Source organism: Psychrosphaera haliotis (assembly GCF_009728465.1).
Taxonomy (GTDB): Bacteria; Pseudomonadota; Gammaproteobacteria; order Enterobacterales; family Alteromonadaceae; genus Psychrosphaera; species Psychrosphaera haliotis.
On record NZ_WOCD01000001.1, the window covers coordinates 415,833 to 441,491 of the forward strand.

The window sequence follows — 25,659 nt, forward strand, 5'->3', positions numbered from 1 at the left end:
TTACGGTTGTTCCTGTTTTAACTTTTGTTACCGATAAACGTTATCGATAACCATGATCGACTAATCGATTATGCCAAGCTCTAGAAGCTTGTTGATTACTACTTGCGCACACTCTTCAACACTCAAACCGTCCGTTTTTAAATGTAACTCTGGATTAACAGGAACGTCGTAAGCTGAGTCAATGCCGGTAAAGTTTTTAATTTCACCATTGCGCGCTTTTTTATATAGCCCTTTTGGGTCTCTTTTTTCGCAAATATCTAAAGGAGTATCAACAAATATTTCAACAAACTGTTCTTCGGTTAGTTGAGTGCGCACCATCTTTCTATCTGATGAGAAAGGTGAGATAAAAGCCGTTGATACAATCAATCCGGCATCAACAAACAACTTGCTCACTTCGCCAATACGACGAATATTTTCTACTCTGTCTTTGTCGGTAAAGGTAAGATCGCCATTTAGGCCATGACGAACATTGTCGCCATCAAGTAAATAAGTGTGGCAGTTACGCTCAAACAACATGATATCTACCGCATTAGCAATGGTTGACTTTCCTGACCCACTTAGGCCCGTATACCACAACACAACTGGCTTATGCCCGTTGGCTACTTGTCTTTGTTCTCGGGTTACCGTGTGGTTTTGCCAAACTACATTATCTGATGTCGTTGATTGTTCACTCATTAAAGATCCTTGATTTTAAAGTACAGTTAGCGGGTAAAAGTAAATAATAGCCGCCAATGCCGATATTGAAAATGTTAATGAAACTGGAAGCCCTGCTTTTATAAAGTTTAACAGCCGATATTGCCCAGCGTTAAAGACCATCAGGTTGGTTTGATAACTATAAGGGCTAATAAAACTAGTATTCGCGGCAAATGTAACTGCTAAAATAAAGGTCATTGGCTCATATCCGCCAGCAGTAGCAATAGAATACGCTAAAGGGAACATAAGAGCTGCGGCTGCATTATTGGTCACTAACTCGGTAAGTAACACCGTTAATATATAAATTGAAATGAGCACGTATAAACCGTTTTCTGAATTTAAGCTTAAGTTCAACCAACCTATTAAAATATCCAGCGTACCCGTGTTTTGTAAACCATGGGATAACGCAATTGCTGAACCAACAATCAACCAAATGTTATATGCCAATCGCTGTTTTATATCATTGCTTGTTAAACAGCCAGTAGCCATTAACAACACAAGTAAAATGGCTAACCCTTTAAACAGGCTAAAAGCACCAATTGCGGCGCCTAAAATAGTCCCAACAAACCCTCCAATAGCAAGGAATTCGCGCCAACCACTTAGCTTTTGTTCCGGCTGAAGCCCACTTAAAGTAATAAAGTTTTTCTTAACATTGTGCCGTTTGTTAAAGTCTTTACCTGTCACTAAAACTAAAAAGTCGCCCGCTTTTAAGGTCAACTCCCCTAACTTCCCTCGTAAAGACTCACCGTCGCGTTTAATAGCTATTGCAGCTGCATCAAATTTAGATCGAAACTCTACTTTTTTTAGCGTTTGTCCTACTATGTGGCTACCAGGCCTGATAACAACTTCCGTTAAATTTTCAAACTCTACCTCTGTGGCATCCACAACAATACTCAAACCATCAAAGTGGTCAAGTTGAGAGACTTGATTAATGTCGCCGCTAAATAGCAGTCGGTCTGTGGGTTCAAGCACTTCTTTTGGGGTAACAGGAGAGATTGTTCGATTGTTACGTATGATCTCTACTAAAAACAGCGATTGTAAGTGTCTAAGACCAGCCTCTTCTACTGTTTTCCCAATTAACGATGATTCCGCTAAAAGTTTAGTATCGATCATATAATCTTGTATTTTGTGACTGGCATTTTTTATATCGGGCAGTTTATAAGACACAATAAAAATCACTACTGACGTTATTGCGATAACTACAAGACCTACTTTTGTAAATTCAAAAAAACGAAAACCCTCGCCCGTTTCATCAATCAACATACTATTAACAATAAGGTTAGTTGACGTCCCTATTAAAGTGAGTGTTCCGCCAAGAATAGCAGCATAAGAAAGCGGTATTAAAAGTCGACTGGCGGCAATTTTAGGGTTATTTCTGATGGGTCTAATTAATGTAGAAACTACTGCCGTGTTATTTAAAAATGCAGAGCCTAAAATAGTGGTTACCATAAGCTTAAGCCAGCTCAATGGGTAGGTTTTACTTGATATTTTACCAGTAAGCCAAATAATTAATGAGGTTTTTTCAATTGCAACGGATGCGAGCAGCAGCATAATCAGAACCAGTAAACCGCTATTGGTAAAGCTGGCGACTACGTCTTGCTCTGAAATAAAGCCAAATAGGAAAGTAACAGAAAAGGCCGCACTGAATACAGCGGCGGCGTGTTGATTAAACTTTACTAAAGCTAAAATGGTACTCACAAAAACGAGTACCATTATTATTACATCCATATCACCACATCCATTTGCACTTAGGATTCACCTATTTGTTAAATAGCTCTGATATATCTTGCGCGCCCCAATGAGGGAAGTGCTTACGAATAAGCGCGTTCAGTTCTACTTCAAACGCCGATATATCCGTTTTTGATTGTGTATTGGAACTTCGCCCTTTACCTTTAATCATTCCAGCACCAACGGTTACGTTAGTCAATCTGTCGATTATGATAAATGCGCCAGTCCCTTTGACCTCATTGTACTCATCAAAGGCCACTTGATGATTTAAGGAAATCTGACATTGTGCAATTTCATTTAGTTCTAATCTAACGGCATCATGTTGCTGCATTGTGTTTACGTCAACTTTGAAGTCGATGTCACGAACTGAACCTGCCGTTTGTTTTGAAGCAAACTTAAAGTCATATTGCTTATTAGCGACTAAAGGCTGCTCTGCCATCCAGATAAGGTTGGCTTCAATATCATTGGTAACGGCGGCTGCATTTTCTGGGTGAACTAATATGTCACCACGAGAAATATCAATTTCATCTTCTAAAGTAACAGTAATAGCCATTGGTGCATAAGCTTGTTCTAAGTTTCCATCAAAGGTAACAATTTCTTTAATTTTACTTACTTTGCCCGACGGTTGAACCATAACTTCATCGCCAACCTTTACAACACCGGAGGCTATTGTGCCTGCAAAACCACGGAAATCTAGGTTTGGTCGATTTACATATTGAATAGGTAAACGGAACACATCAAAGTTATATGAATTGGTAACTGGCGTACTTTCTAACATTTCCATTAGTGTTTCGCCCTTATACCAAGGGGAACTTAATGAACGGCTAACGACATTGTCACCTTTTAAGGCTGAGATAGGCACAAACTGAACGTTATTTAACTCAAGCTTGCTCGCTAATTGAGCGTACTCAGCTTTAATATCTTCAAAGACTTTTTCAGAAAACTCTAATAAGTCCATTTTGTTAATCGCTACGATGACATTTTTTAGCCCTAACAAGGAAGCAATAAAGCTATGACGCCTTGTTTGAGTTTGCACACCATATCGAGCATCAATAAGAATAATGGCTAAGTCAGCGGTAGATGCCCCCGTTGCCATGTTACGAGTGTATTGCTCGTGTCCTGGTGTATCGGCAATGATAAACTTTCGTTTGTCTGTAGAGAAATAACGGTAGGCTACATCAATCGTAATGCCTTGTTCTCGCTCCGACTGAAGGCCATCTACTAATAACGCTAAGTCAAACTCTTCGTCGGTGGTATTAAAGCGTTTAGAATCATTTTTGATGGCCGCCATTTGGTCTTCAAAGATCATTTTAGAGTCGTGCAAAAGACGTCCGATTAAGGTACTTTTTCCGTCATCTACTGAACCGCAGGTAATGAACCTAAGTAACTCTTTGTTTTCATGCTGCTTTAGGTATTCTTCTATATTTTGTTCAATTAAATCTGATTGATGCGCCATTAGAAGTACCCTTCCATCTTTTTCTTTTCCATTGACCCAGCTTGGTCATGATCGATCATGCGCCCTTGGCGCTCTGACGTTTTCGTCAACAACATCTCTTGAATAATTTCCGGTAACGTGGCAGCCTCAGATTCAACCGCCCCTGTTAATGGATAACAGCCTAATGTGCGGAATCTAACCATTTTCATTTCCGGCTTTTCACCTTCATTAATTGGCATTCTTTCATCATCAACCATAATGAGTGTGCCATCACGTTCCAGCACTGGGCGTTCTTTAGCTAGGTAAAGTGGAACAATCTCAATATTCTCTAAATAGATGTATTGCCAAATATCCAGCTCGGTCCAATTAGATAGAGGGAACACACGAATGCTTTCGCCTTTGTCTACTTTACTGTTATAAATATTCCACAACTCAGGGCGTTGCTTTTTTGGATCCCAGGCATGGTTTTTGTCTCTGAAGGAATAAACACGTTCTTTAGCGCGCGACTTTTCTTCATCTCGACGTGCGCCACCAAATGCGGCGTCATAACCACCTTCATTTAAGGCTTGTTTTAAACCTTGAGTTTTCATTACGTCGGTATGTTTTGAACTACCGTGTGTAAATGGACCAATGCCCTGCTCTACACCTTCAGGATTAGTGTGCACTTTTAGCTCAAACCCATACTTTTCCGCCATTTTATCGCGGAACGCAATCATCTCTTTGAATTTCCATGTTGTGTCAACGTGCAGTAAAGGAAAAGGTATTTTTGCTGGGAAAAAAGCTTTGCGTGCTAAATGAAGCATAACTGCAGAGTCTTTACCCACAGAGTAAAGCATAACTGGGTTATCAAACTCAGCAGCGACTTCACGAATGATCTGTATACTTTCAGCTTCGAGCGCTTTTAAGTGGGTGAGGTTATATTTGTCCATGTATGAAGAATACCTTTGGCTTTATTTTGACTTTAATTTTAACTTTCCAGAACGGCCTGTTACACCATCCCTGATCCCAAGTAACATGTACTTTAATCTTTGTTTTCTATCTGTGTGGTTTATTACCATAGAAACGAGCTTTATCATCATAAGAGATAGATTGCGACATTTCCAATAAAGAGGCACATATCCCCTTCGACTCAGCAGTAAGTTGTTTCTAAACTGGTAGTACAGCCTTATTGGACTCCCAACCTTATAAGTAAAGCCAAGAAAACGACTGCGTGAGTCACCAAGTTCATGGATCATTTTGACGCTATTAACAATACCAACAGAGTACCCTAACGAGTTTGCTCGCCAACACCACTCATGGTCAACGCCATCAATGAAAAGTCGCTCGTCTTTACTTCCTATTCGAGAAAATAGTTTCAAATTTACCATCATGCCCGACGAGATGATCTGACTAGCACGGTCTACACCACTGGTAATAGGTGCACGTTTTTGCACTCGGGGTTTCACGTCTTCGTTTATAAACTTGCAAACAACCTGAGGTCCTACTGCAGCAATATTCTCACTTTGTTTGGCTTTTTTATATTCACTTACCATTTGCGTAACAAAGCTATCGTCTATTTCACTGTCTTGATCAAAGATAAAACCAACTTCGCAGCCGCGTTCATTGAGATATTGAAGACCAGTATTATGTGCGTTCGCCAAGCCGACATTTGTAGAGTAATGCTTAAGCTCAATATCACTGTTAAAGCAGGCCTCTTGCAACCATTGAGGTGAACGTTTTGAGTTATCTATTACAACAAGCACGTCAGTTTGGTTTGCTAGCTGTTCAAGAAGAAGCAAAGTCTGCGTTTGACTTGGATTGTAAGTTACTATTAGCGCGCCTTTCACTTGTGCCCTTTTCCGTGAATCAATTTTCGGTCAATTAAGTACGCCAATTTAACCATTTGCGGAGGCATCATTCTTAGCGTAAATACCATTAAGGTATAAAAGATATTAAAAGGTGTCCATAAGTTCAGTTCTTTCATCGCTAATACGCGAGCTTTTAATTCGCTTACGGACTTTTCAATACCTCGGCGTTTATAAAAACCACCAACCCTGCGAAACTTTAATAACGGCTCTCGTAAGTTGGCCAATTTTGCGCCTTGAGATACCATTTTTATCCATAAATAATAGTCTTGTGTATTCTTATGCGCCGGATCGTAACTACCATACTTTTGTAACGCCGAATATCTAATAACAACGGTAGGATGGTTTAACGGACAACGCCTTGCTAGCACTTTCATTAATAAGCTGTGATGTTCTGGCATAACACGACGCCCAACATTTTTTCCGTTTCTCATCAATTTCTAACAAACTGGACCCTAAAATATCAATATCTGCATTGTTATCTAAAAAATGAACTTGTTTTATAAAGCGGTCAGGAAAACAAACGTCATCACTGTCCATGCGGATAATATACTTAGGATTAAATTGCTCAGCTAACGAAATGATTTTATTTAAAGCCGCACCTAGTCCAATATTTTGAACTGAGACGATGAGTTTAACTTGCTTGTTATTTTCACATAAGCTTTTAAGGTAAGTTTCCATTGCTTCAGGTACGGGGCCGTCTTGATGGATCATCAATAGGTAGTTTGTATATGATTGGCTAAGAATACTCTCTACAGCTTCTTTTACCCACTCTAGTCGGTCACCTTGAAATACAGACATGGCAACAACAGATTCGACAGAGTTTACTTTTTCACTCAATTTTTTTACCTTAAAATGAACCTCATATGCGATTTACGGTCGCAACGAGAAGTTCTCATGTTTAAGTGTTAAATTCTTGTTGTAACATGGGTCATCATGAATAAAGGTTGCCCACGTTGTTTGAAGATAATTTAATTCTTTTGCAAATCGCGCTTGTTTTTCTGGCGTTGTATCTTCACCTCGCGAAATCGACTCGTGATGATACAGCTCTGCCTCGGCACAGTAAACGTTATTTCGACCTAGCTCTTTTATTTTTAAACAAAAATCTACATCATTAAAAGCAACTGTCAAATCTTGTTCATTTAGTCCATTTACTGCCCAAAAGTCGTCTGCTTTTACTAAAATACAAGCTGCCGTTACTGCCGAGTAATTATTAGTTAACGCAATGCGTTTCATATAACCAGGGTCGGATTTATCAAAGTATTTGTGGGCATGACCTGCCCCCCCCCATAACCCATTACTACTCCTGCATGTTGCAACGTATTATTTGGATATAATAATTTGGCTCCCACTACACCAACATCCGTACGTAACGCATGGCCCACCATGTATTCTAGCCACATTCCTTGAATAACTTCTATATCGTTGTTTACTAGACCAATAATTTCTCCCTTAGCCTGTTTAGCCGCGAAGTTATTGATTGCAGAGTAGTTAAATTCATGAGGGTAGGACAGTAGTTTAACGACGCCATTTTTGTCTAGATCTTTAAAGTATTCAATTGCTTCTACGTCATCAGAGTTGTTATCAACTAATAATATCTCGTAATTAGTGTAAGTCGTCTTTTCAACAATACTCTCCACGCACATTCTTACTAAATCTTTGCCGTTTTTTGTCGGTATTATTAATGAAACTAGTGGCAACGAACTGCTATCCCATAACAAATGTGCACCATTACTGCTTTGTTTAACATCAAAGAGCTTGGATTCATTCTTAATATTATGCAGCACGCCTCTTTGCTTTTGTGGCTGCGATATTAATACAGACGGAACATGATCAACTTTATAATCTAAATTTGTTTGATTGAGCTTACTTAAATAAAAGGCTCTGATCATTGACGTAATGTTATAACTTTCTTTGTTTAGGTTGATTAGCATTTTTGCTTGCTTGCCCGAAGAAACCATAACACCTGTGTTTATGTACCCTGCTGACAATTGATAATCTGGACTCCAGTTAGGTTTATATTGCGGCTCTAACCTTTCACCACTGTTGTTGTAGTAATCGGTATCTGAATACACAAACTGAGCATCACTTTTAACCGCCATCATGAACTTGTTGAGTTCGTGGCCCTGCGTTAGCGTATCGCCAGCATTGATTAGTAAATACGGCATATTTTCAAGCGCTTGTTTTAGTTCAGTCCTACTTGAAGTTTTTAATAATGCATAACTAAGGTTAAGCTCTGCCAGTTTTTTAGGTAACTCAATATCTACAAGAATAACCTTTGTCGGCTTCACACTTTGCTTACTTAAAGAAACAAGCGTTTTCGTTAATTTGCTATTAATGCCTGGGAACACCAATATGCCCAGCTCCGAAGAGGTTTGATCTAATGACGTCAGCTCTTTAGATTGCTTTTTCAACTGTGATGCATAAGTACTTTTTTGCTTGCGCCACGGTATTAGGCTGCCAGATAGGCCCACGGTTCTAGTCATCATTTTATATAGCGTTAAAAAACGGCTATTATTTTTGAAAATCAAAAATAACTGTTTTGGCAGTATGGCTTTTATCAACTTTACAAACCCAATGCCTATATAATAGAAAAACTTCATTACTAATTTTCAACCATCAGTTTTTTACTTGTAACCAACAGTAGCTTGTCTACTTTTTGTCGGTGTTTACTCATCTTCTGCGCGGCCAATAAATATGAATAAGCTTGTTTGTAATTACCTTTTGATAGCTCCAATTCAGCCAGCTTCACTAAAAAGCCTGCATGACCTACATTTTTAGGTGTACCTAGCGATGCTCGAATTGGTCGAGCTTCTTCTTTTGTTAGTGCAGAAGCTGTGATTGACGAACGCTTTTTGCCAAATATGACTTGCTTAAGCTTGGATTTAAATTTATCTAAAGGACGTTTATAACTCAGTATTTGTTGACCAAATGGGCTCTCAGCTACACCTAAATAAACATCGTTCTCAATGACTGATACTAACTGTGAAAATAAGCCTGGTTGCTTTTCGATGAGCTCTTCTATCACTTTTTTCACTGATTCTTGGTAATATCCTTGTTGCACTGGAGTTTTCTGTTGGTAGTTTTCGATATATTCTAGGAACGCTGTGCCTTCAATACCGGCAAATTCTAAAAAGCTTTTCATTTCTATTTTTGTGGCTTTTTTATATCGATTAAACTCGCCAGAAGTCATCAAAGAGAACCGTTTGGTTTCACCATCAAAGGATTGTAAAAATTGATCTAATCTATGATGTAAGGAATCATTTGGTAGCCTATTTAACTGACGTTTAAACTCAAGTGCCTCAAAAGAGTAAGAAAGGTTAATGGATTTAGACACTGATGTAACATCTAAATTGGCACCAATTTGTGACAAAAAGTCCACTACTATGTCACCAGCTTCAAAAAATTCGCGGCCATAAAACCGATAGTTTATGTTTAAGCTCGGGTGTGCTTCCATTAAATGGCGCATGGCCGATGTGTAGCCAAATGTAATTTTTTTATTTAACCAAAATTCGCAGGTCGCATAATGCCTTTTTATGCCTTGGTTATACAAAGACTCAATTATTTCTAACGGATTACGTATGTAAAATAAGAACTCAGCTTGTGGGAAACGTTGCGCTAACTCTTCAATTTGCGCAAAAAAAGCCTCTGAGGACAATACTAACTTTGAACAATTAGATTTATTGGCTTGTTTGATAAGCTTTTCGAGCTTTCGTTCATCAACCTGGTATTTATTATTTGCATCTCTTGTACACAGAGCGCGGACGTTGCCTGAGCTAACGCCATTTTCATCGCAGCTATGGACAGGATAAAATATGCCTTGGGCTAATAACTGCTTATAGTTTTCTGATAACCAATTTTGAATCGCTGATGAACCAGATTTTCCTGGTCCAACATGAATATAGATTTTTAACATATATGTAAACTTAAACCATCCAATGAGTATGCAAAGTTACAAAGCGTTCGGTTTATTTAACCTAACTTGGAGTAGAGGTTCACGCATTTGTAAGCAAGACCGATTATTATCTAATAATTTGAAAGTCTTTACTATCTCGGAGAGGGACTTTAAGCCGGTCTTTTTCTGATGTTCCGTAAACTTACAAGCAATATTGGTTAAGTGCTCTTCGTTTTGACTGTAAATGGCGTGGTGCCAGTCAATGTTTTCCGTTTGCACAGCAAAAACATCATGTTTTGATTTAAGGAATTGGTTAAGCGACATTAGCATTTCTGGTAAGAATAAATCCCAAGCTGAATGATAAATAACACCTTGATAGCAAGATACATCAATTGTGTTATTCGAAGTTTCAACTGACTCATCAATTTGCACAATAGTTACGCCACTACCGAATACAGATTCAATATTTGCCAATGATCGTTTTACAAACTTTTTAGGTACTTGTGTCGTATCCAAAACGATAAAGTAATGACAGTCTAAATTATGTTCATGCACTTGAGCCAACTCAGAGGTGTTTGACAAAACCTTTTTTGCATAAACGAATTGAGAGTTAGGAACAAACACACCATCAAGCAAAGTCTGCTTTCTAATACTATTAAAAAAGTAGCTTTGTAGGCGCTCTTTAACAGCTAACAGAAGTGAAACCAGTATTAGCTTTTTGTTAGTAGGTGCTTTGCCTGCGATTCTACTTGTATTGCTATTTACATTCGCCCCTAAGTCACTACCTATTAACCAGTTAACCAACCGAGTTCTAAACTTTGAACTTTGAGTTATAATCGCTTGCGACGGTTTATTCTCATTTTCAAATAATGCCACACCATAATCCCTAGCTAACATCCTGTTTTCTGCGTGATACTGTGCAGCTATGACGATCTTCATATTGTTAGATATAAAACTGGGCTTTTTGTCATTATGGAAGAATCTAAGTAGTTTATTATTTTCTAAAACTTCATTTAGTTTAAGCGCAAACGCTCGCTTAAATGAAAGCGGCCCGGAACACTTATTCCATTCCTGCAATATTGTTACTGCGTAGGGGTTTAGCGTTGCGTTTTTTCGTTGAGGTGGAACTGGAAGTTTTGTATCTAGTCCTATTACAGACATAAAATCGGCAATAAGATCTTTTTTCTCCGCGACTAAAGCAGGAAAGTTCTTAACAACAATATTATCTTTACCAAATACTGAGGCCCAATTATTTAATAAAGCATGGTAGTAACACTGATAATTAAAAACACCCTCAAATTGCCTAAAAGACTGTTTGGTCGAATGGTTCTGAACGTACTCTGCATAAAGTGATTGAATAAAGTCTACCTGACCTCGCAGATAACAGATTATTTTTACGTTATAACCTTTAAAAAGTTCACCAATTACTTCTACCTCAGCACGAGACAGTCGAATAAAACCTTCGTAGCTTATTACGATTTTATTTTGACCAGAGTGCTCAATTTCTTTAATTAGCTTAAGCCACTCTTCGGACGTTTGGCTTATATTTTGGAGAGCGCATAGTGGCGGTTGCCTATCACTGAATCTTTGACTAAACCACTATTGGGATAGACAATACCATGCTCTTTTAAAAATCCACGGTTTTCATAGAGGCTTGTTTGGATAGCGGTACTGCCTGTTTTTAAATGTCCAATATGTATGTAAACGGTTTTCCGGTTACGACTAGTCGCCACTAATAACCTCAATGAGTTGCGTAGTAGAAACCGACGGTGTTCTTGGTAAGTAAACAACTTCACAGATGTCACTTAAGTCATCAAATTTACCGGCCCAATCATCACCCATCACTAGTACATCGGCTTTATAGTACTCAATATATTCACGCTTTTTCTCTAGTGACTCTTCAAAAAAACATAAATTCACATAACGTAAGCCGTTTACAATTTTCATGCGATCATTCTCATTGTAAACCGGATAGCGTTGTTTTTTGCTATAGTTTAACGCATCAGTTGATATACCAACTATTAGAGCATCGCCATAAGTAGCCGCTCTCTGCAGCACATTTACGTGTCCTACATGAAACACGTCGAATGTTCCAAAAGTAATTACTGTTTTCATTTTCTTCCTAAAAATATAAAAATTTGTATTCGGCTTTAGACTTAGACCAGTTAAACGTCCAAAGTGGATCAGGCACTTTCCATGAGTCACCATAATTCAATTGTAGCAACGACTCAGGGTTTGCTGGGAGAAGCAAGTCATAACCATTTACTTGTTTGGTTTGTAGCGGTAATACGTCGTCTTTACCAACACCACCTCTAGCAAGAGGGTTCATGCATGCACGTTCATTTTCAATGAAGCCAGAGAATATATCTAAATTGACACCTTCTGGGGTGGTACACCAATAATGTGCAATTCCTGATGGTTTTAAGTGATAACCTTTGCTAACTAAAAACTGCACCATGTCTTCGCGTTCTTTGAGTATTTCAGCCTCTGTAGAAAATTGACTAATATAACAAATATCAACATCATCATCGTGTGGAATTAACTTTCCATCTCTTACTACACCAAGTAGTGTGCCAGAGGATATAAATGCCTTAACACCAAATTCGTTGGTCAATAACATAAGCACTTTTGATAGTGATTTTAATATATTGTTAATTCGGGCATCCGAACTGAGCGCAAATGTTTTCATAAACCCATGAGGCCCTAAAGCAACACCACGAGGCGCAACAAGCTCATTAATGGCTCCATGCAACTTTGTTGCAGCATTCATGTGTTGGCCACCTTTCAGCTCTTTTAATAACTTGTTGGCTGGCGCCCCTTCCAAAATAGCACCGTACAACAGAGCTTTTTCAGTGGGATTAATATCGCCTTTATTATAGGTTTTTATGGCCTGCCAGTTATCAAAAATTGTATGCCATTTTTTTAAGTCTGTTGATACTTCGATCATTAAACTAAAGGCCCTTGACGCACATTCGCCACCACGATTATAAATAACAACTTTATCCAACTTTCTAATCGTTGTTAAATCTATAATCAACCAAGGGGCATTATCACGCTTAGTGTGGAAATTAGCACCGCCATTCTTCTTGCCGGTTAATGCGCCCTCTCCATTATATTTAGTCTCGTCGTTGTAACATGAGCTAATAATGGTTTTCTTATTTTTGGCGATGTTGCGGCCATCTTTGTTGTAAATTTCAATGGTATCTAAATGAAAAGACTTTTGCGTTTGCAGGCTTAACCTAACAAAGCGACCTTTCCTGTTGGTGTTTACTGTCAAGGGATCGTTATTCGCTTTGCCACCTATATTTGTAATAGGATTGTGTTCTATGTGCTGTTTTACTTTAGCAATAGCTAGCGGCAATTCGTCTATAAATGCCTTTTCATCAAAGCTGTCCTTAGGCTCTGCAACTTTTTTAGTCGCAAATTTCCTTATTATTCTTCTTAACATATTAAACCAATTTATAATTCAAAAGTTGGATCAGGTTTTATCCAACCTGGTCCATAACGAGACTGTAAAAAGCCTTCTATATTGTGAGGTGCTTTAAAAGGCAATCCCAAAAATTCGATTGCACCTAGTGGTTCAAATAAGTTTCTTTCGACTTTTCTTACTTGATACCTTTCCATATGAGTGTGGACATAATCAGTCTTTCTATCTCTAATTTTTATAAAGATGTCCATATCACAGTCACTAAAATAGCAGTGGAAGTTTAATGAATATGGGGTAGGAAAGCGAGTTGCTATGCCTAGTTTTTCAATTTTATCGCGCCAAAGCTCGGCAATTTGTCTATTTGTTAAACCATCGATAGGGTCAACAAGAATAGCAACGTCAATATCATCGTCATGTGGCAGGAAACTATTGTCTCTGTAAATACCTAATAATGTGCCAAAACAAGGAAACGGCTCTTGACCCAACTCAGTTTTAATTAACTGGCAAAACTCGTGCATTCTTTTTGCTAAAAATGCAGGGTCAATCTCGCTGAAAGGAATGTTAAGGCCATGTCGAGTAAAGATAACTTTAGGTAAGTAATTTGCTACTTCCCCACCCTTTTCAATTGCTTCCATGTAAACCGAAAGATTTTCCTTATTGCCAACAAAAAACTTTTTATACGCTCTTGCTCGGTGCAGCCTGTAAACGCCAAAAAAGAAGCCCATTCGCTCAGTAAAGGCTAAGGACTGTTGTTTTCCAGCAACCCATTCGTATAAACCTATTAGACTCACTGCTGAATTGAAGTTAGCTAGTGTAGAGGAAACCTTAGTCCAAGAAATACCATCATTACTTGTGTACGCTTCCCTTAGTACCAATCCCATGGCTGAGTGTAAATCTGGTGCCCAAATGTTTACCGTTTCAGTGTTTTTATTATCTGCAAGGTCAATATCAAAAACATGGGGTTGAGGTAGTAAAAAACAATTCTTTCTTAACTCTAATAGCTCTCTATCAAAGTTATGACTTTCTGTCGGCATCAAAGTATTTTCTTTTGATTCTCCTGTTTGATAGGTTAACTGCATAGGCCTTGCTAATGGGCGTTTAAATGCAACTACTCTCAGAAACTTAGCGTTCCCTACATTTATTGCTTCACCCTCAGAAGACTTTAACCCAATATCAGGGCTATCCCAGTTAAAAAGCTCCAGTAAGGTTATAAGGTGACTTTTCATGTGGTTTTTATTGGCTGGAGTTAAATCACTTTTAGAAGCCAACTTTAATAATTTTAATAAAGTGCCGTAAAAATTGTCTAGCGCTTGCCAATTAGAGCTACTGACAAAGTGAGCATTTATCGCAGCTAATTTAAAGTTCAACTCTTTTAAAAACACTTTGTGATTTTTATTTTCATCAAAGCGAGATGCTCTTATGACTTTTTTACCGTCTTTTCTGAATGCAGTACAGACTAAAGAGGTGCCACGAAAACCGAAGTTATCTTTACGGTTAAAGTATTCAACATACTCAACTTGATATTCACCATCTAATTTAACCTGCCACCAAGGATTGAGTTGCCTTTTAGAGTGAAAAGAAACAGTGTTTCCAGTGTTGCCTTTAAGCGGGCGGTCTATGTCTTCAAAACCTTTTGCAAAAGAACTAGCCTCTACCTGGTATTCGCCATTGTATTTTACTAGATTACCGTTGGAGTCTCGTACCCAAATAATTATATGGTTGAAGTTCAAGCTAATGGGCTTACTTATCCCAAGCTCTACTTTAATGGTTGAAACTGATTTATTGATTTCAAAAAACCATGAGCTCAAATTGCGAATAGGACCGAATACAAAACCAGGGAATTGGCTTGCAATAGTAGTGGCTTTTTGGGGAGTGAGAAGCTTTAGGTACATTTCTACAAAAGCTTGATTAGGCGACTTGCCCAGCAAGCTCCTTAACTTAATTTCACTCTGAGACTTTACGCCCTTGTATAGTCGTTTTAACAAACCAAATTTCCACCCATAAAACAGATAACATTAAATATTTGTGTCTATTTTATTACATATTAATGAAGATGTGGACTATTGCTTTCAGTTTTTGAGTAAAAGCTTAATGCAGCTAAACTTTTACTCAAATTCAATTAACCTTTATACAGCTCTAAATGAACATCTGCACATTTAGAGATTGATAGTGGTTTTTCAATATTTTTAATACAGTTTGTTCTGAGCTCAGGATTTGAAACCACTTGCTCTATGGCATTCGCTAGTGCTAACGGCTTACCTGCGCGGAAGTGAATACCCGTTACGCCATGTTTAACCTTTTCTGCCATACCACCTATGTCACTAACAATTAAAGGCACATCGTAATTAAACGCTTCTTGAATAACCATAGGTGAGTTTTCCCACCAGATTGATGGCACTATTGCCCAATCAGCTTCTGCAAGTAACGTTGGCATTTCATGTGGCTCGTAACTCCCGTGGAAATTAATAGCTACTTTTGAGTTTTTAATTGCCTCTGACACATACTTTTTGAATTTGGCTGACTGGTTCTCAATATTCGCACCGTGAATGTCCAGCGAAATAAGGTTTTGAGTTTTTTTGTCTAAATACTTTATCGCATCTAAAAGAACTCTAATTCCTTTAAACGGATTTACTTGGCCAAAAAATGCAAAGCTAACCTTTTTATTATTAGCTTCAATTTTTGTTATTTCTACCGGCACTGGCTGGCCGTTTTCAACAACTTTAATTTTTTCTTCGTTTAATCCCCAATCTACGTACCTTTGTTTTAAAAAGTGAGATGGTGAAACAAAATCATCTACATTTTCAAATATTGATTTAAAGTACTTTTCTCTTAAGAAGAAGTCGCCCGGTTGCTTATCCGGAAAACAAGAGTGGCAGTCTCTTGGAGATGATTTGTAACAAAGCTTACCATCTGTTTTTAACATCAAACCGTTTCTATGACAGATTGCTAAAAACTCATGTATGGTGAACACCAACTTACAGTCTGGTAACGTATTTTTGATTTCCTCAAGGATCTCAACACCCATTAATACATAATGATGAACATGCACGATAGTTGGCTTTATCGCTAACAACATTTCTCTAAACTCTTGCCACAACTGACGAGTTTTAATGTTTGAATATAAAAATCCGTCGTCCATGGTGGTATGGAACATAATTTCGCGATGGCTGTTATTTCTAGTAGAAAATGAAGCACCACCATGAGGCGTTTGTCCTGTTCGAGCCAAAAAGAATGCATCGATGTCACGTCGGCGGTATTCTTGAAACATGTTATAAGCTGCGATCTCTGCACCACCTTTATTTAAATCTGGGTGCCCATGAGAAATAATTAAAACTCTGTCTTCACTGCTTATCACTTTGCCAACTCCTTAATTAACTTTTCCCAACGAGACACTTGATACACTCCATTTAACAGAGTTAATTTAAACTTCCAGTCGCCTGAGTCTACTAAGTCTTGAGAAAGCCTTTCTAAATGATAAAGAACAACTGTTGATGATACTGCTACTTTCAGCCCTTTATTATGCACTTTTAAACATAAGTCTGAGTCTTCAAAATCACCTAGCACAAACAAAGGTTCAAACCCGCCAAGCTCTCGATAAAGACTTGTTTTCATTAACATACAAGCACCAGTAGTTAGCGGTGATTCAAATACATCAGGCAAGTTTACTAGTTCAACAGGAAAACCCTTGAATGGGTGATGATTCATCCAAATACCTGGAAAATGTTCATCTTTTCTAAACTCCATGCCTGCATGCTGAATGGTTTCATCTTCGTATACTAAAGTAGCGCCTAAGATGCCGCAGTTTTCAGTGTTTTCAAATTGTTTCAAATACTCAGTGACCCAACCTTTGTGCTTAGGCATAATGTCTGAGTTCAATAGCAATAGGTTTTCAGAGGTAGCGTACTCAACACCTAAATTGTTTGCGCCGGCAAAGCCAAGGTTACGTTCAGAAAAAACCACTTTAAATGGCATACCAAAGGTTTCATAAATCCCTTTTGCAGTGATCCTCACTTCATGGGCAAGCATTGGATCGTCAAGCACGTAAACTAGCTCTACTGAATCAAAATCAGGATATTTAGAGAATTGTGAGATTTGCAGCTGCATAAAGTCATAACGCCCATAAAGAGGCACAACAATTGATAGCTTTGCGTTTTCATTTACGTCACCAAAACTAAGTAATTTAACATCGTTTTTTTGCGCTTGACGTGTTTTCCAAATTTTGTGTATGGCTGGTAATGTTGAACTAACTAACTTCGTACTAAAGTCATCACTGTTTACTTTTAAATCTTCGAGCTCTTTTTTAATTCTTTCAATATCTGGATCTTTAGGCCTATTAATTACAGCTGGGCCTGCTTTATCTTTTTTCGATATTTTAATGCCGTTTTGCGCTAAAAAGTCTGAGGCATTTTCTGGGTTTGGTCCTGCATGAGCGACCAGCGACTTAACCGACTCAACATTCGTTAGTCGCATATTCTTAGTTGGGAAGTTAATACCTGAATGGCTAAATATCACTTTATCAAATTGACTTTTTGGGCAATCCACAATCGCTAAAAAGCCAAAACAATGGTCGTTTGATGCTAACGCAAGAGACTTTTTAACATCTGGACGCGGAAATTCCATAACTTGAATATCACAAGAAGATTTACCTAAATCTGCGGCAAGCCCTGTTGTAATTGCGCTTTCTTTATTTGCGCACCAACCAACAACAACCACTTTATTATCTGCAGCGTAACTAAAATCTAAGGTTAGTATCTGGTTTTTCACTGAGTCGTAACGGATAAGCTTTTTAACAAGCTTTTTTATTTTTGTATTTAACATTGAGTCTTTTGCGCATAAGATATTGAGAATTCTGGGTGCATTTATAACAAATTATTCACTTTTTTACGAGTAACAATTTAGTAATACAAGGCAAAACCACCAAGAGTCATCTCCCTTTCAATGCGTCCTTAAAACCATTTGTAACACCTTGTTAACATTTAGTTACTCATATACTCATATACTCATATATGATAATTTTATTTGTTGTACATATTAAAAATTAATCTATCAAATGGAGTTGAATAATGAGTATCATTCCCAAAGTCCCCTCTTTTTTAATTTTAAGCCTTTTTTTAGCTGGCTGTAGTAGTGAGTCAGAGACGCTTCCTGTTGAAAAGGAAGAAGTGCAAATAGAGGAAGAGAAAGAAGTAGAGGAAGAGGCCGAGTATGTAGGTCCCGAACTAACTAGTTTTGCTGGAAAGTCTGTTTTAATTGCCGCAGAGTCTAATGGCGTGTTTTATTTAAAAGCTAAAGAGCATAATGGAATTCTTGCATTAAATGCTGCTTCAGGTCAGTTTAACCTTCCACTTGATTATGAATTTGTAGCCTATAATACGCAGTTGCAAATAAACGATGTCGCTCAGATTGCTCTTGCCTACACACGAGCTGATCCGGAACAAGGGGTTAGCAAATCAACGGTTACTTCACTTAGTTTAGAAACAGGTGAAGTAATAAAAACTAAGAGTTTTGGTAAATCCATTGTCGACGTTTTTCTGACTGATAGTTTTGTCTCTATTGCTGGTGAAAATGATATAGAGTTTTTTGACCCAAATCTAGAGTCTGCTTTTACAGTGTCCTTAGATGAATTTGATGTTGAATTTGCACCCGAAATATTAGGATGGGACAAGGTTAATAAACAGCTTCGCTACTCTTTGGTTGAGTTTGATAATGAGACGGCAACTTCAATTTCGATCAATATTAATGACGATTTTTCTGATGCAAATTTAAGTGCTCAATCTGGTGAAGGCAATAATGGTGATAGTTTCTTACTTTTACCCAGTTATTCAGTTTCTATTAGTAAAACTTCTGGTGAAGTGAAAGGTAGTCTCTCTAGTGAATCGATTTATAAAATCGAATCAACCATTGCGGAAGTTAAGTCGGTTAGTTACCACCCTGAATTTGGCTTGGTGACATTGCATAACAATGACAACAACAACAACAACAACAACAACAACGCTAAAGACTTTTTTAATATACACACCGTAAACATTTCTGATTTTAAGGCTGTTGACGTCACAACCAGTGACAACCGCGTATACTATGGAAATATCCTTGGGGTGTCTTCATCTGAATCGGGTGCTTGGAGCATTGCCTTAAATGACACTGGTTTAAACGTTTTGGACATAACAGAAGCTTCACTAGCTGATAACGACGAAGATGGTATTCCTAATTGGTGGGAAGACTTTTATAGCCTTGACTCAAACGATGCGTCAGACGCCGATACAGACCTTGATAATGACGGATTAAGTCAAGCTCAAGAGTTTGTCTTTTTATCAAACCCTAATAGTGCTGACAGTGATAATGACGGTTTATCCGATACCGACGAGCATGACTTATATCAATCAAGCCCATTTAAAACAGACTCTGACAGCGACAATTTAAGCGACATTGACGAGGCAACAACGCATAAAACCAGCTTAATAAGTTCTGATTCAGACACTGACCAGTTTACCGACTTTGAAGAAGTTTCTGTATTTAATACGGATCCAAATAATGCCGAGTCGGTCCCTGCAATGTCGCTAGTATATTCTCAAAACTTTGACAGTGAAGAACTTGATGGTCAATGGCCTGCGTATGATCCTGATGACGGTGTGTACTCAGGTCATAGTATATATAGAGAATGTGGAGCTTGGAACTTCGAAGAAGTAGCAGCAGCTAACGAAGGTGAACCTGCAAATGGCTCGATTAACTCGTTTATACGCAAAGATTGGTGTTCAGAAATCACTTTTACTCGCGAGCTAGGATATGGCTTTTTAACTTTAGAAGCTAGAGTAGTGACTGAATCTAGCGATATGCTAAACGTATATATTGACGGTGAAAAAGTGCTAAGCATTGGGAATACAGAAGCGAAAGAATTTAAAATAAGAACTAAAGCAGGACAGCAACAAATCACTTTTAAACTAGATAGTGAAGAAGGTGATATTGAGGCTTGGATTTTAAACTTTGAGTTAGAGCAATTTGAAAGTTCAGACTAGATATTTTGGCTAATAAGTTTGGCTAATAAGTTTGGCTAAAGAAGAAGGCGCAAAGAATCTGTTTGCGCCTTTTTCCAATATAAGTGAGTAAATAACTCTCGCTATTTCCGTAAAACCCCCACCACTTTTTCATTTTCAACAACCAGAAGTTTGTCTACTTCAAGTCTATCCATATATTCATATGCATCATAAACCAGGCCACCCTTTAAAACAGTTTTGGGGTTGACTGACATTATGTCCATCGCTTTTAACGAAAAGGATCTTTCTTGGTAATTATCCAAAGCCCTACGAAGATCGCCATCTGTTATAATACCGATTAGCTGCTCGTTTTTCAGGATAATAGCGATACCTAAACTTCCTCTAGTAATTGTGCTAATTAGCTCTGCTAAATTGCAGTCTTGAGATGCAAATGGTAACTCTTCAGTAATCATGACATCAGATACTCGCTCTAGTAATTTCTTCCCTAGACTTCCTCCTGGGTGGAAGCGAGCAAAGCTTTCTGGCTTAAAATCCGTTGCCTCCATTAAAGCAACGGCTAGCGCATCTCCCATTGCCAATGCTGCTGTTGTGGACGCTGTGGGAGCTAGCTGTAATGGACACGCCTCTTTCTCTACTCCGACATAAATATGGCACGAACTATTTTGAGCTAATGTAGATTCAGGGTTCCCAGTCATTGAAATTAAAGTGTTGCCATTACTCTTCAAAAAACCTAGTAATTTAACTATCTCTTCTGTTTCACCTGTATTAGAAATGGCTAGAAAGACGCCATCCGGAGTTACCATTCCTAAATCACCATGGAAGGCTTCACCTGGGTGCATTGAAAAACTAGGAGTACCTGTACTAGCTAACGTTGCAGCAATTTTATTGCCTATTAGACCAGACTTACCCATTCCACAAACGATTACCCGACCTTCGCAGTTTAGAATTTCAATTATTGATTGTGTAAACTGCTCAATCTATTGAGTTCGCTAAATTTAATAGCGCTTCAGCTTCCGTTTTTAGAACCTGTTCACCAATTTGCTTATATCTTTCCATTGAAATTCTATCCTAACTATTCTTAAGAGAGTCACTTAGATAATTAATCTATTAAATCCGAGTCAGTAAACTCTTTTCCTGTCATTAATTTAAACTCAGCTTTCCAATTCTCTGAAAAGTCGCAGTTTTGGTAATTTTTGAAGTAAGGTCCACCATCCGTATAATGTAAAAGCTTTGGCTTTGAGTTCGTTTTAGAGTCATACCAATCTACTAAGAAGTTCCAATCTCGAGTTATTTCACCAATTTCATGGTCTTCTAGCCACATAAAGCGATGCAGATAGAGAGGGGATACTTCATTCACCAGTTCCGGCGTAATTTGTTTGTTTTTTGGATGTTCTAAGTTCCACAGTACAACAGAAGACCAGTTTTTCCGTGGATATTGAGTTTGTTTTTGACCATCAAGCTTAACTGTTTCAGTAGGTTTGTGTGAATGCTTGACGCACATAATCGCATACTTATCATCAGCTAAGTCAAAAAGCTCATTTATGTCACCTAATGCTAGGACATCATTGTCGCAAAACATCACCCAGCCTTTATAGCCAGCTAGCCAAGGAGTCAAAAAGCGAGTGATTGAAAATTCGGTACTGCCATTTGTATCTACGGGCCGATAATAAATCCCTAAATCGCGTAACGCTTGTTGGATAATTGGGTAACACTTTACGTCTTCTGATTGGCGCTCGATAGAGTGTTTTGCAACCTGATAAACAACATCTTGATAGGATGTATAGCCAATAAATACTTTTCTCATTATTGTCCCTTAGTCATTAAAGGCTGTAAGGGTAATAGTTATCAAGAGCCTTTTCAATACACATTCAGCTTTTAAAACATAGCGTGACAAAATTAGGTGATATCCTAGTTTAGCGAGAGTAAGTCAAAATTTAGGAACTCTCTATTAGTAGTTAATTAAAGCCGCTTAAGTCTGTATTAAACGGCTCAGTTTTAATTCAATCGCTTTGCTTTTTCATTCATTAATGACTGGTACATGACCGAGTCTTTGCTAAGAGACTTTTTATTGTTAACCCACTGAACACCACTTTTTACTATTTTGGCTGGATTACCAGCAACTACACAGTTTTCCTCATTGAACCTTTTAGTTACGACGCTTCTTGCTCCTACAATAGATCCATTCTCAAGTCTTACAGATTTGTTTATGTAAGCACCCTCTCCAACCCAGACACGGTTGCCGATTTCAATTCCATCTGATTTATCAAGGTACTCTCCAGACTCCAGGTCGAAAATTAAGTGAGGATATTCACCACCTCGGATTATTACATTATTTGAAAACATGCAGTTTTCGCCAATTAATAACTGATTCCCATCATTCGGTAGCAAAAAACGTCCTTTACTCGCAATAGAAAAACCAGCGCCTATATTCAGGGAGACTTTAGATGAGCTGTACTTTTTACTGCCTACCTCTATCCTTAATCCATTTAGTAACGACTGTTTCCCGATGGTAATAATATTATTATTTCCATGAATGTGGATATATAAGTCTGTCTCTCGACTGGGCTCTTCAATAATAACTTTATTATTCTTTCCTGAAATCCAACCTTTAATTTTATTTTCGAATGTATATTTATTTCATTATCTTGATCAGTATTTTCAAGAGGTTTTAATGTATCTGCCATTTAACGCCCCAGTAACTCTTCATCACATTCAACTTCTACAAGTTCACGAGCAGCTTTTATCGACTTATCCTCAGCAACTTCTTCAACTTTTTCTTCTAGTGGAACCCCGCTAAATCCGCCTTCTGTAGCATGCTTGAAGAATAGCCCCATTACATGACTAACTCCATCCTCTAGAACATTACGCAGATCATCAGCATAATAACTCCCCCTATTGTAATTACCTGTTATAACTTCATAGGATGGGAAGTAATGGATATTATCCATTTTACTGAGCTCCTCAGCAGCTACCCTTAAAACAGATTTAGAATAAGTAGTCGCAGACAAAACATGTTGATTCTCACTAGCGGTTGCCATTAGAGGCACCGGTGAAACCGTTAAAATAACCTGTGAAGTCGGATTTAATCTTTGTAAGATAGAGTTAAACTCTGTCATATCTGCGATTACATCACTTACAGTTTGATTATAGAACTCGTATTTATTCTCATCAAAATCACCACCTTCAACACCTGGACACAGTGGAAAAACAGCTCCATCGGCTTTTGCTCTCCAACACTCTGTCAGCCCAAGAGTAAAAACAAAAACATCAAGACTTTCAAACATTTTCTTTACTGAATTGAGGTGTTGCTGTCTATCTAAATTAACTTCATGTTCAGATACAAAGCCATTTGCTTGTATATTAGGCCTGAATGGGTCTCTAAAACTGCCATCTTCGTGCTCCCAAACAGACTCAAGGGGCTGGAATTCACCTATGGCTCTTTTGCTAATTGCAATAATTGACGAGCTGTATATAAATTGCCATACCGCGCAGAAAATGTACCATAGTTAAACTCTTTTAAAACATGCGAAGGCAAAATTGGATGTCCTTTCTCTTCTACATAATAATTAAAACCTGAGTTTTTCAAGTGCCTTGCTATGTGCTGAGCAAAACAACTACCAGCGGTGGCGACTTTTGTATCTTTCGATATTTTTAAATTAAACTCACCAACCGGGTCAACGTTAAGCATTTCGGTTTTTTGTACTGCCTTTCTCCAAAACGCTTTTGTCGGTAAATTTTTATAGGGATGAGTCATAACTTAAGCTCCTGCTGTTATCTGTGCATATATTTTATCAAGTAGCAACTTACCGAAAAGTTCATTTGCATGAGTTGCATCTGGTGCATAATAAGACTCTTTCAAAAAACCATCTTTATCTTTCGCCTCAGCGGGAAAGTCTATTATGTTTATCTCTTCATGCTCACATAAAGTCTTTGTGGCAAACACTTGATGTTTATATATCTCCAGTCTTAAATAGGGCTCTGTTACACCATTACCTATAATATTTTTTTTAGTAAAGTCTGTTTCATGTCTTTTTAATATGTGTGCCTCGTCTTTTTTAGGTGGAGGAGCTACAACATGATTTATTCGCTGTTTCACTGCATCTTTAATTGTTGACAGCCTTTTCATATCGTTTGCCATACCTTTAAGAAAAAGTTCCCTAAAAGCTTGCTCGGGAATTACAACTTCTGAGCCTAAATTGTCAATTAATGAAGCTTGAGTAAACTTTATTGGGTGCTGAATTAATGAAAGAACATTATGCTGATTACCACCAGTGCAAGACACTACATATGTACTTTCATCTAAAGTATGTAACTCAGATATTAACTCTTCAACTGTAATATCACCAATTGTTGTGCCATTTTTTATTTTGGAAAACGTAACTATTTTAACGTCTTCCTTTAACGATTTATTTTCATTGTGCTTCCATGCTCGTTTAAGACAATGAGTATGACTGTCACCAAAAATATAAATTTTAATACTCATAACCTAACCCATTAAATTTCTGTCTTTAAGCTCTTTGTTTGCCTTTTCTAACTGATCTTCAGGTAGTGGCTGTTCAAGAACCCAGTTTACAAATCTACTCAACCCGTTTTCTAAACTTATAGACGGTGTATAATCTAGAACTTCCTTCAATTTATTAATATCAGCTCGGTTGTGACGAATATCACCCAAACGGTATTGACCTGTAACCTTAATCTTTGGCTCTTTGCCAAATGCTAACGATAATTTTGTTGCTATATCGATCACGGTAGTCAGCTCACCGGTACCAACATTAACAATTGAATTGGGTGATTGTTCTTTTAATAACGCAGCTTTGAACGAATGAACAACATCCTCCACATGAACAAAGTCTCTAGTCTCTAAACCGTCTTCAAATATTGGTAACTCTAATCCTCTTCGAATTCTAGTCGAAAAAATAGATAAAATTCCAGTATACGGATTATTTAACGACTGGCCCTCTCCGTAAACATTTTGAAGACGTAAAATGCCATAGCCAATGCCCAAGGACTCACAAGCTATTGCAATCAAATCTTCTTGAGCATACTTTGTTGAAGCATATATTGAAGCTGGTCTAATTAGATCTGTTTCTTTGGTCGGTTGTGACTCTAGTATAGAGCCACAACTTGGGCATGAGGCTGTCCAGGCATTGGCCTCTAGTTGTTGAGGTGTTCTAGGTGCTGGCGTTATACGTTGTACATCATCACAATTGTTGCAACTATATGCGCCCTCCCCATATACAGAGCGGCTAGACGCCAATAAAATACGTTTAACATTATGGTGCTTTTTGTTGGCTATTATGTCCAACATCAGTGCAGTTGCCTGGCTATTTACGTTGTTATACTTTTCAATTTCGTACATCGATTGGCCTGTGCCAGTCTCTGCGGCTAAGTGAACAATCGCATCAGTACCTTTTAATGCATTTTCCAATTCATCTCTAGAGGTTACCGAACCTTTTATAAAGTTTATTCCATATTCTTTCAACCATTTAGGTTCAGTTGCGCTGTGCCCATGTATTTGAGGAGAAAGGTTGTCTAATACCGTAATGTTTAGATTCAAACCTTGTAAAACTCGGCATAGGTGACTACCGATAAAACCAGCGCCACCAGTAATTAGTAAATTCTTCATATTTTTTCCTTTTCTACTG

Annotated in this window: 24 protein-coding genes; 1 reads left to right on the forward strand and 23 read right to left on the reverse strand. The window is 37.9% G+C overall.

Annotation, left to right across the window (positions count from 1 at the left end):
• Positions 1 to 60: 60 nt before the first annotated feature.
• From cysC to GNP35_RS01975, 16 genes are all read right to left on the reverse strand, one after another.
• Positions 61 to 675, reverse strand: coding sequence for an adenylyl-sulfate kinase (gene cysC / locus GNP35_RS01900; RefSeq protein WP_155694015.1), 615 nt, complete (start codon positions 673 to 675; stop codon positions 61 to 63).
• 15 nt (positions 676 to 690) lie between these two features.
• Positions 691 to 2,421 carry an SLC13 family permease gene (locus GNP35_RS01905; protein WP_155694017.1) on the reverse strand — a complete coding sequence of 577 codons (1,731 nt, stop codon included), beginning with the start codon at positions 2,419 to 2,421 and terminating at the stop codon, positions 691 to 693.
• 31 nt (positions 2,422 to 2,452) lie between these two features.
• Positions 2,453 to 3,877, reverse strand: coding sequence for a sulfate adenylyltransferase subunit CysN (gene cysN, locus GNP35_RS01910; RefSeq protein WP_155694019.1), 1,425 nt, complete (start codon positions 3,875 to 3,877; stop codon positions 2,453 to 2,455).
• Positions 3,877 to 4,785 carry a sulfate adenylyltransferase subunit CysD gene (gene cysD / locus GNP35_RS01915; protein WP_155694021.1) on the reverse strand — a complete coding sequence of 303 codons (909 nt, stop codon included), beginning with the start codon at positions 4,783 to 4,785 and terminating at the stop codon, positions 3,877 to 3,879. Before cysD ends, cysN begins: the two co-directional genes overlap by 1 nt.
• 21 nt (positions 4,786 to 4,806) lie before the next feature.
• A complete protein-coding gene (locus tag GNP35_RS01920; protein ID WP_330997666.1) occupies positions 4,807 to 5,682 on the reverse strand; it encodes a glycosyltransferase family 2 protein in 876 nt (291 codons plus the stop codon).
• Positions 5,679 to 6,077: a glycosyltransferase family protein gene (locus GNP35_RS01925; RefSeq protein ID WP_196492380.1), complete on the reverse strand. Its 399-nt coding sequence runs from the start codon at positions 6,075 to 6,077 to the stop codon at positions 5,679 to 5,681. Before GNP35_RS01925 ends, GNP35_RS01920 begins: the two co-directional genes overlap by 4 nt.
• A complete protein-coding gene (locus GNP35_RS01930; RefSeq protein WP_155694025.1) occupies positions 6,025 to 6,540 on the reverse strand; it encodes a glycosyltransferase in 516 nt (171 codons plus the stop codon). Before GNP35_RS01930 ends, GNP35_RS01925 begins: the two co-directional genes overlap by 53 nt.
• A 33-nt stretch (positions 6,541 to 6,573) precedes the next feature.
• Positions 6,574 to 6,936 (reverse strand): glycosyltransferase family 2 protein, encoded by a 363-nt coding sequence (locus tag GNP35_RS01935; protein ID WP_155694026.1) that lies wholly within the window; start codon positions 6,934 to 6,936, stop codon positions 6,574 to 6,576.
• Positions 6,933 to 8,189, reverse strand: a complete 1,257-nt coding sequence (locus GNP35_RS01940) for a glycosyltransferase (protein ID WP_196492381.1) — start codon at positions 8,187 to 8,189, stop codon at positions 6,933 to 6,935. Before GNP35_RS01940 ends, GNP35_RS01935 begins: the two co-directional genes overlap by 4 nt.
• Before the next feature lie 116 nt (positions 8,190 to 8,305).
• Positions 8,306 to 9,616 (reverse strand): hypothetical protein, encoded by a 1,311-nt coding sequence (locus tag GNP35_RS01945; RefSeq protein WP_155694029.1) that lies wholly within the window; start codon positions 9,614 to 9,616, stop codon positions 8,306 to 8,308.
• Between the two features lie 36 nt (positions 9,617 to 9,652).
• Complete coding sequence (locus tag GNP35_RS01950; protein ID WP_155694031.1) at positions 9,653 to 10,756, reverse strand: hypothetical protein; 1,104 nt, start codon at positions 10,754 to 10,756, stop codon at positions 9,653 to 9,655.
• Positions 10,757 to 11,317: 561 nt separating this feature from the next.
• Positions 11,318 to 11,710 carry an adenylyltransferase/cytidyltransferase family protein gene (locus tag GNP35_RS01955; RefSeq protein ID WP_155694033.1) on the reverse strand — a complete coding sequence of 131 codons (393 nt, stop codon included), beginning with the start codon at positions 11,708 to 11,710 and terminating at the stop codon, positions 11,318 to 11,320.
• A gap of 7 nt (positions 11,711 to 11,717) precedes the next feature.
• Entirely contained in the window at positions 11,718 to 13,043 is a 1,326-nt protein-coding gene (locus GNP35_RS01960; RefSeq protein ID WP_155694034.1) for a discoidin domain-containing protein, read from the reverse strand.
• Positions 13,044 to 13,054: 11 nt separating this feature from the next.
• Positions 13,055 to 15,007: a LicD family protein gene (locus tag GNP35_RS01965; RefSeq protein ID WP_155694036.1), complete on the reverse strand. Its 1,953-nt coding sequence runs from the start codon at positions 15,005 to 15,007 to the stop codon at positions 13,055 to 13,057.
• A gap of 134 nt (positions 15,008 to 15,141) precedes the next feature.
• Positions 15,142 to 16,377 (reverse strand): glycosyltransferase family 4 protein, encoded by a 1,236-nt coding sequence (locus tag GNP35_RS01970; protein WP_330997667.1) that lies wholly within the window; start codon positions 16,375 to 16,377, stop codon positions 15,142 to 15,144.
• Entirely contained in the window at positions 16,374 to 17,840 is a 1,467-nt protein-coding gene (locus GNP35_RS01975; protein WP_155694038.1) for a glycosyltransferase family 2 protein, read from the reverse strand. The genes GNP35_RS01970 and GNP35_RS01975 overlap by 4 nt, the downstream gene beginning before the upstream one ends.
• A gap of 245 nt (positions 17,841 to 18,085) precedes the next feature.
• Between GNP35_RS01975 and GNP35_RS01980 the strand changes: the two genes are divergently transcribed.
• Positions 18,086 to 20,035: a hypothetical protein gene (locus tag GNP35_RS01980; RefSeq protein WP_155694040.1), complete on the forward strand. Its 1,950-nt coding sequence runs from the start codon at positions 18,086 to 18,088 to the stop codon at positions 20,033 to 20,035.
• 101 nt (positions 20,036 to 20,136) lie between these two features.
• Here GNP35_RS01980 and GNP35_RS01985 read toward each other — a convergent pair whose 3' ends face one another.
• From GNP35_RS01985 to GNP35_RS02010, 7 genes are all read right to left on the reverse strand, one after another.
• Entirely contained in the window at positions 20,137 to 20,925 is a 789-nt protein-coding gene (locus tag GNP35_RS01985) for a KpsF/GutQ family sugar-phosphate isomerase (protein ID WP_230961255.1), read from the reverse strand.
• A 188-nt stretch (positions 20,926 to 21,113) separates the two neighbouring features.
• The gene (locus tag GNP35_RS01990) at positions 21,114 to 21,818 is read right to left on the reverse strand and encodes a glycosyltransferase family protein (protein ID WP_155694042.1); all 705 of its coding nucleotides are present in this window, start codon (positions 21,816 to 21,818) and stop codon (positions 21,114 to 21,116) included.
• Between the two features lie 191 nt (positions 21,819 to 22,009).
• The gene (locus GNP35_RS01995; RefSeq protein ID WP_155694044.1) at positions 22,010 to 22,402 is read right to left on the reverse strand and encodes an acyltransferase; all 393 of its coding nucleotides are present in this window, start codon (positions 22,400 to 22,402) and stop codon (positions 22,010 to 22,012) included.
• Between the two features lie 296 nt (positions 22,403 to 22,698).
• Entirely contained in the window at positions 22,699 to 23,511 is an 813-nt protein-coding gene (locus GNP35_RS02000; RefSeq protein ID WP_330997694.1) for a GSCFA domain-containing protein, read from the reverse strand.
• Positions 23,445 to 23,768: a GSCFA domain-containing protein gene (locus GNP35_RS15965; RefSeq protein WP_196492382.1), complete on the reverse strand. Its 324-nt coding sequence runs from the start codon at positions 23,766 to 23,768 to the stop codon at positions 23,445 to 23,447. Before GNP35_RS15965 ends, GNP35_RS02000 begins: the two co-directional genes overlap by 67 nt.
• 3 nt (positions 23,769 to 23,771) lie before the next feature.
• Entirely contained in the window at positions 23,772 to 24,497 is a 726-nt protein-coding gene (locus tag GNP35_RS02005; protein WP_155694046.1) for a hypothetical protein, read from the reverse strand.
• A gap of 3 nt (positions 24,498 to 24,500) precedes the next feature.
• On the reverse strand, positions 24,501 to 25,640 hold the full coding sequence (locus GNP35_RS02010) for an NAD-dependent epimerase/dehydratase family protein (RefSeq protein ID WP_155694048.1): 1,140 nt from the start codon (positions 25,638 to 25,640) through the stop codon (positions 24,501 to 24,503).
• Positions 25,641 to 25,659 lie beyond the last annotated feature (19 nt).

Coding starts and splice junctions, on each gene's coding strand:
- GNP35_RS02005 (WP_155694046.1), bottom strand. CDS start 24,497: ATGAGTATTAAAATTTATATTTTTGGTGACAGTCATACTCATTGTCTT.
- GNP35_RS01985 (WP_230961255.1), bottom strand. CDS start 20,925: ATGGGTAAGTCTGGTCTAATAGGCAATAAAATTGCTGCAACGTTAGCT.
- cysC (WP_155694015.1), bottom strand. CDS start 675: ATGAGTGAACAATCAACGACATCAGATAATGTAGTTTGGCAAAACCAC.
- GNP35_RS01950 (WP_155694031.1), bottom strand. CDS start 10,756: ATGTCTGTAATAGGACTAGATACAAAACTTCCAGTTCCACCTCAACGA.
- GNP35_RS02010 (WP_155694048.1), bottom strand. CDS start 25,640: ATGAAGAATTTACTAATTACTGGTGGCGCTGGTTTTATCGGTAGTCAC.
- GNP35_RS01990 (WP_155694042.1), bottom strand. CDS start 21,818: ATGAGAAAAGTATTTATTGGCTATACATCCTATCAAGATGTTGTTTAT.
- GNP35_RS01975 (WP_155694038.1), bottom strand. CDS start 17,840: ATGTTAAATACAAAAATAAAAAAGCTTGTTAAAAAGCTTATCCGTTAC.
- GNP35_RS01940 (WP_196492381.1), bottom strand. CDS start 8,189: ATGATGACTAGAACCGTGGGCCTATCTGGCAGCCTAATACCGTGGCGC.
- GNP35_RS01935 (WP_155694026.1), bottom strand. CDS start 6,936: ATGAAACGCATTGCGTTAACTAATAATTACTCGGCAGTAACGGCAGCT.
- GNP35_RS01980 (WP_155694040.1), top strand. CDS start 18,086: ATGAGTATCATTCCCAAAGTCCCCTCTTTTTTAATTTTAAGCCTTTTT.
- GNP35_RS01955 (WP_155694033.1), bottom strand. CDS start 11,710: ATGAAAACAGTAATTACTTTTGGAACATTCGACGTGTTTCATGTAGGA.
- cysD (WP_155694021.1), bottom strand. CDS start 4,785: ATGGACAAATATAACCTCACCCACTTAAAAGCGCTCGAAGCTGAAAGT.
- GNP35_RS01925 (WP_196492380.1), bottom strand. CDS start 6,077: ATGAAAGTGCTAGCAAGGCGTTGTCCGTTAAACCATCCTACCGTTGTT.
- GNP35_RS01945 (WP_155694029.1), bottom strand. CDS start 9,616: ATGTTAAAAATCTATATTCATGTTGGACCAGGAAAATCTGGTTCATCA.
- GNP35_RS01960 (WP_155694034.1), bottom strand. CDS start 13,043: ATGTTAAGAAGAATAATAAGGAAATTTGCGACTAAAAAAGTTGCAGAG.
- GNP35_RS01905 (WP_155694017.1), bottom strand. CDS start 2,421: ATGGATGTAATAATAATGGTACTCGTTTTTGTGAGTACCATTTTAGCT.
- GNP35_RS15965 (WP_196492382.1), bottom strand. CDS start 23,768: ATGACTCATCCCTATAAAAATTTACCGACAAAAGCGTTTTGGAGAAAG.
- cysN (WP_155694019.1), bottom strand. CDS start 3,877: ATGGCGCATCAATCAGATTTAATTGAACAAAATATAGAAGAATACCTA.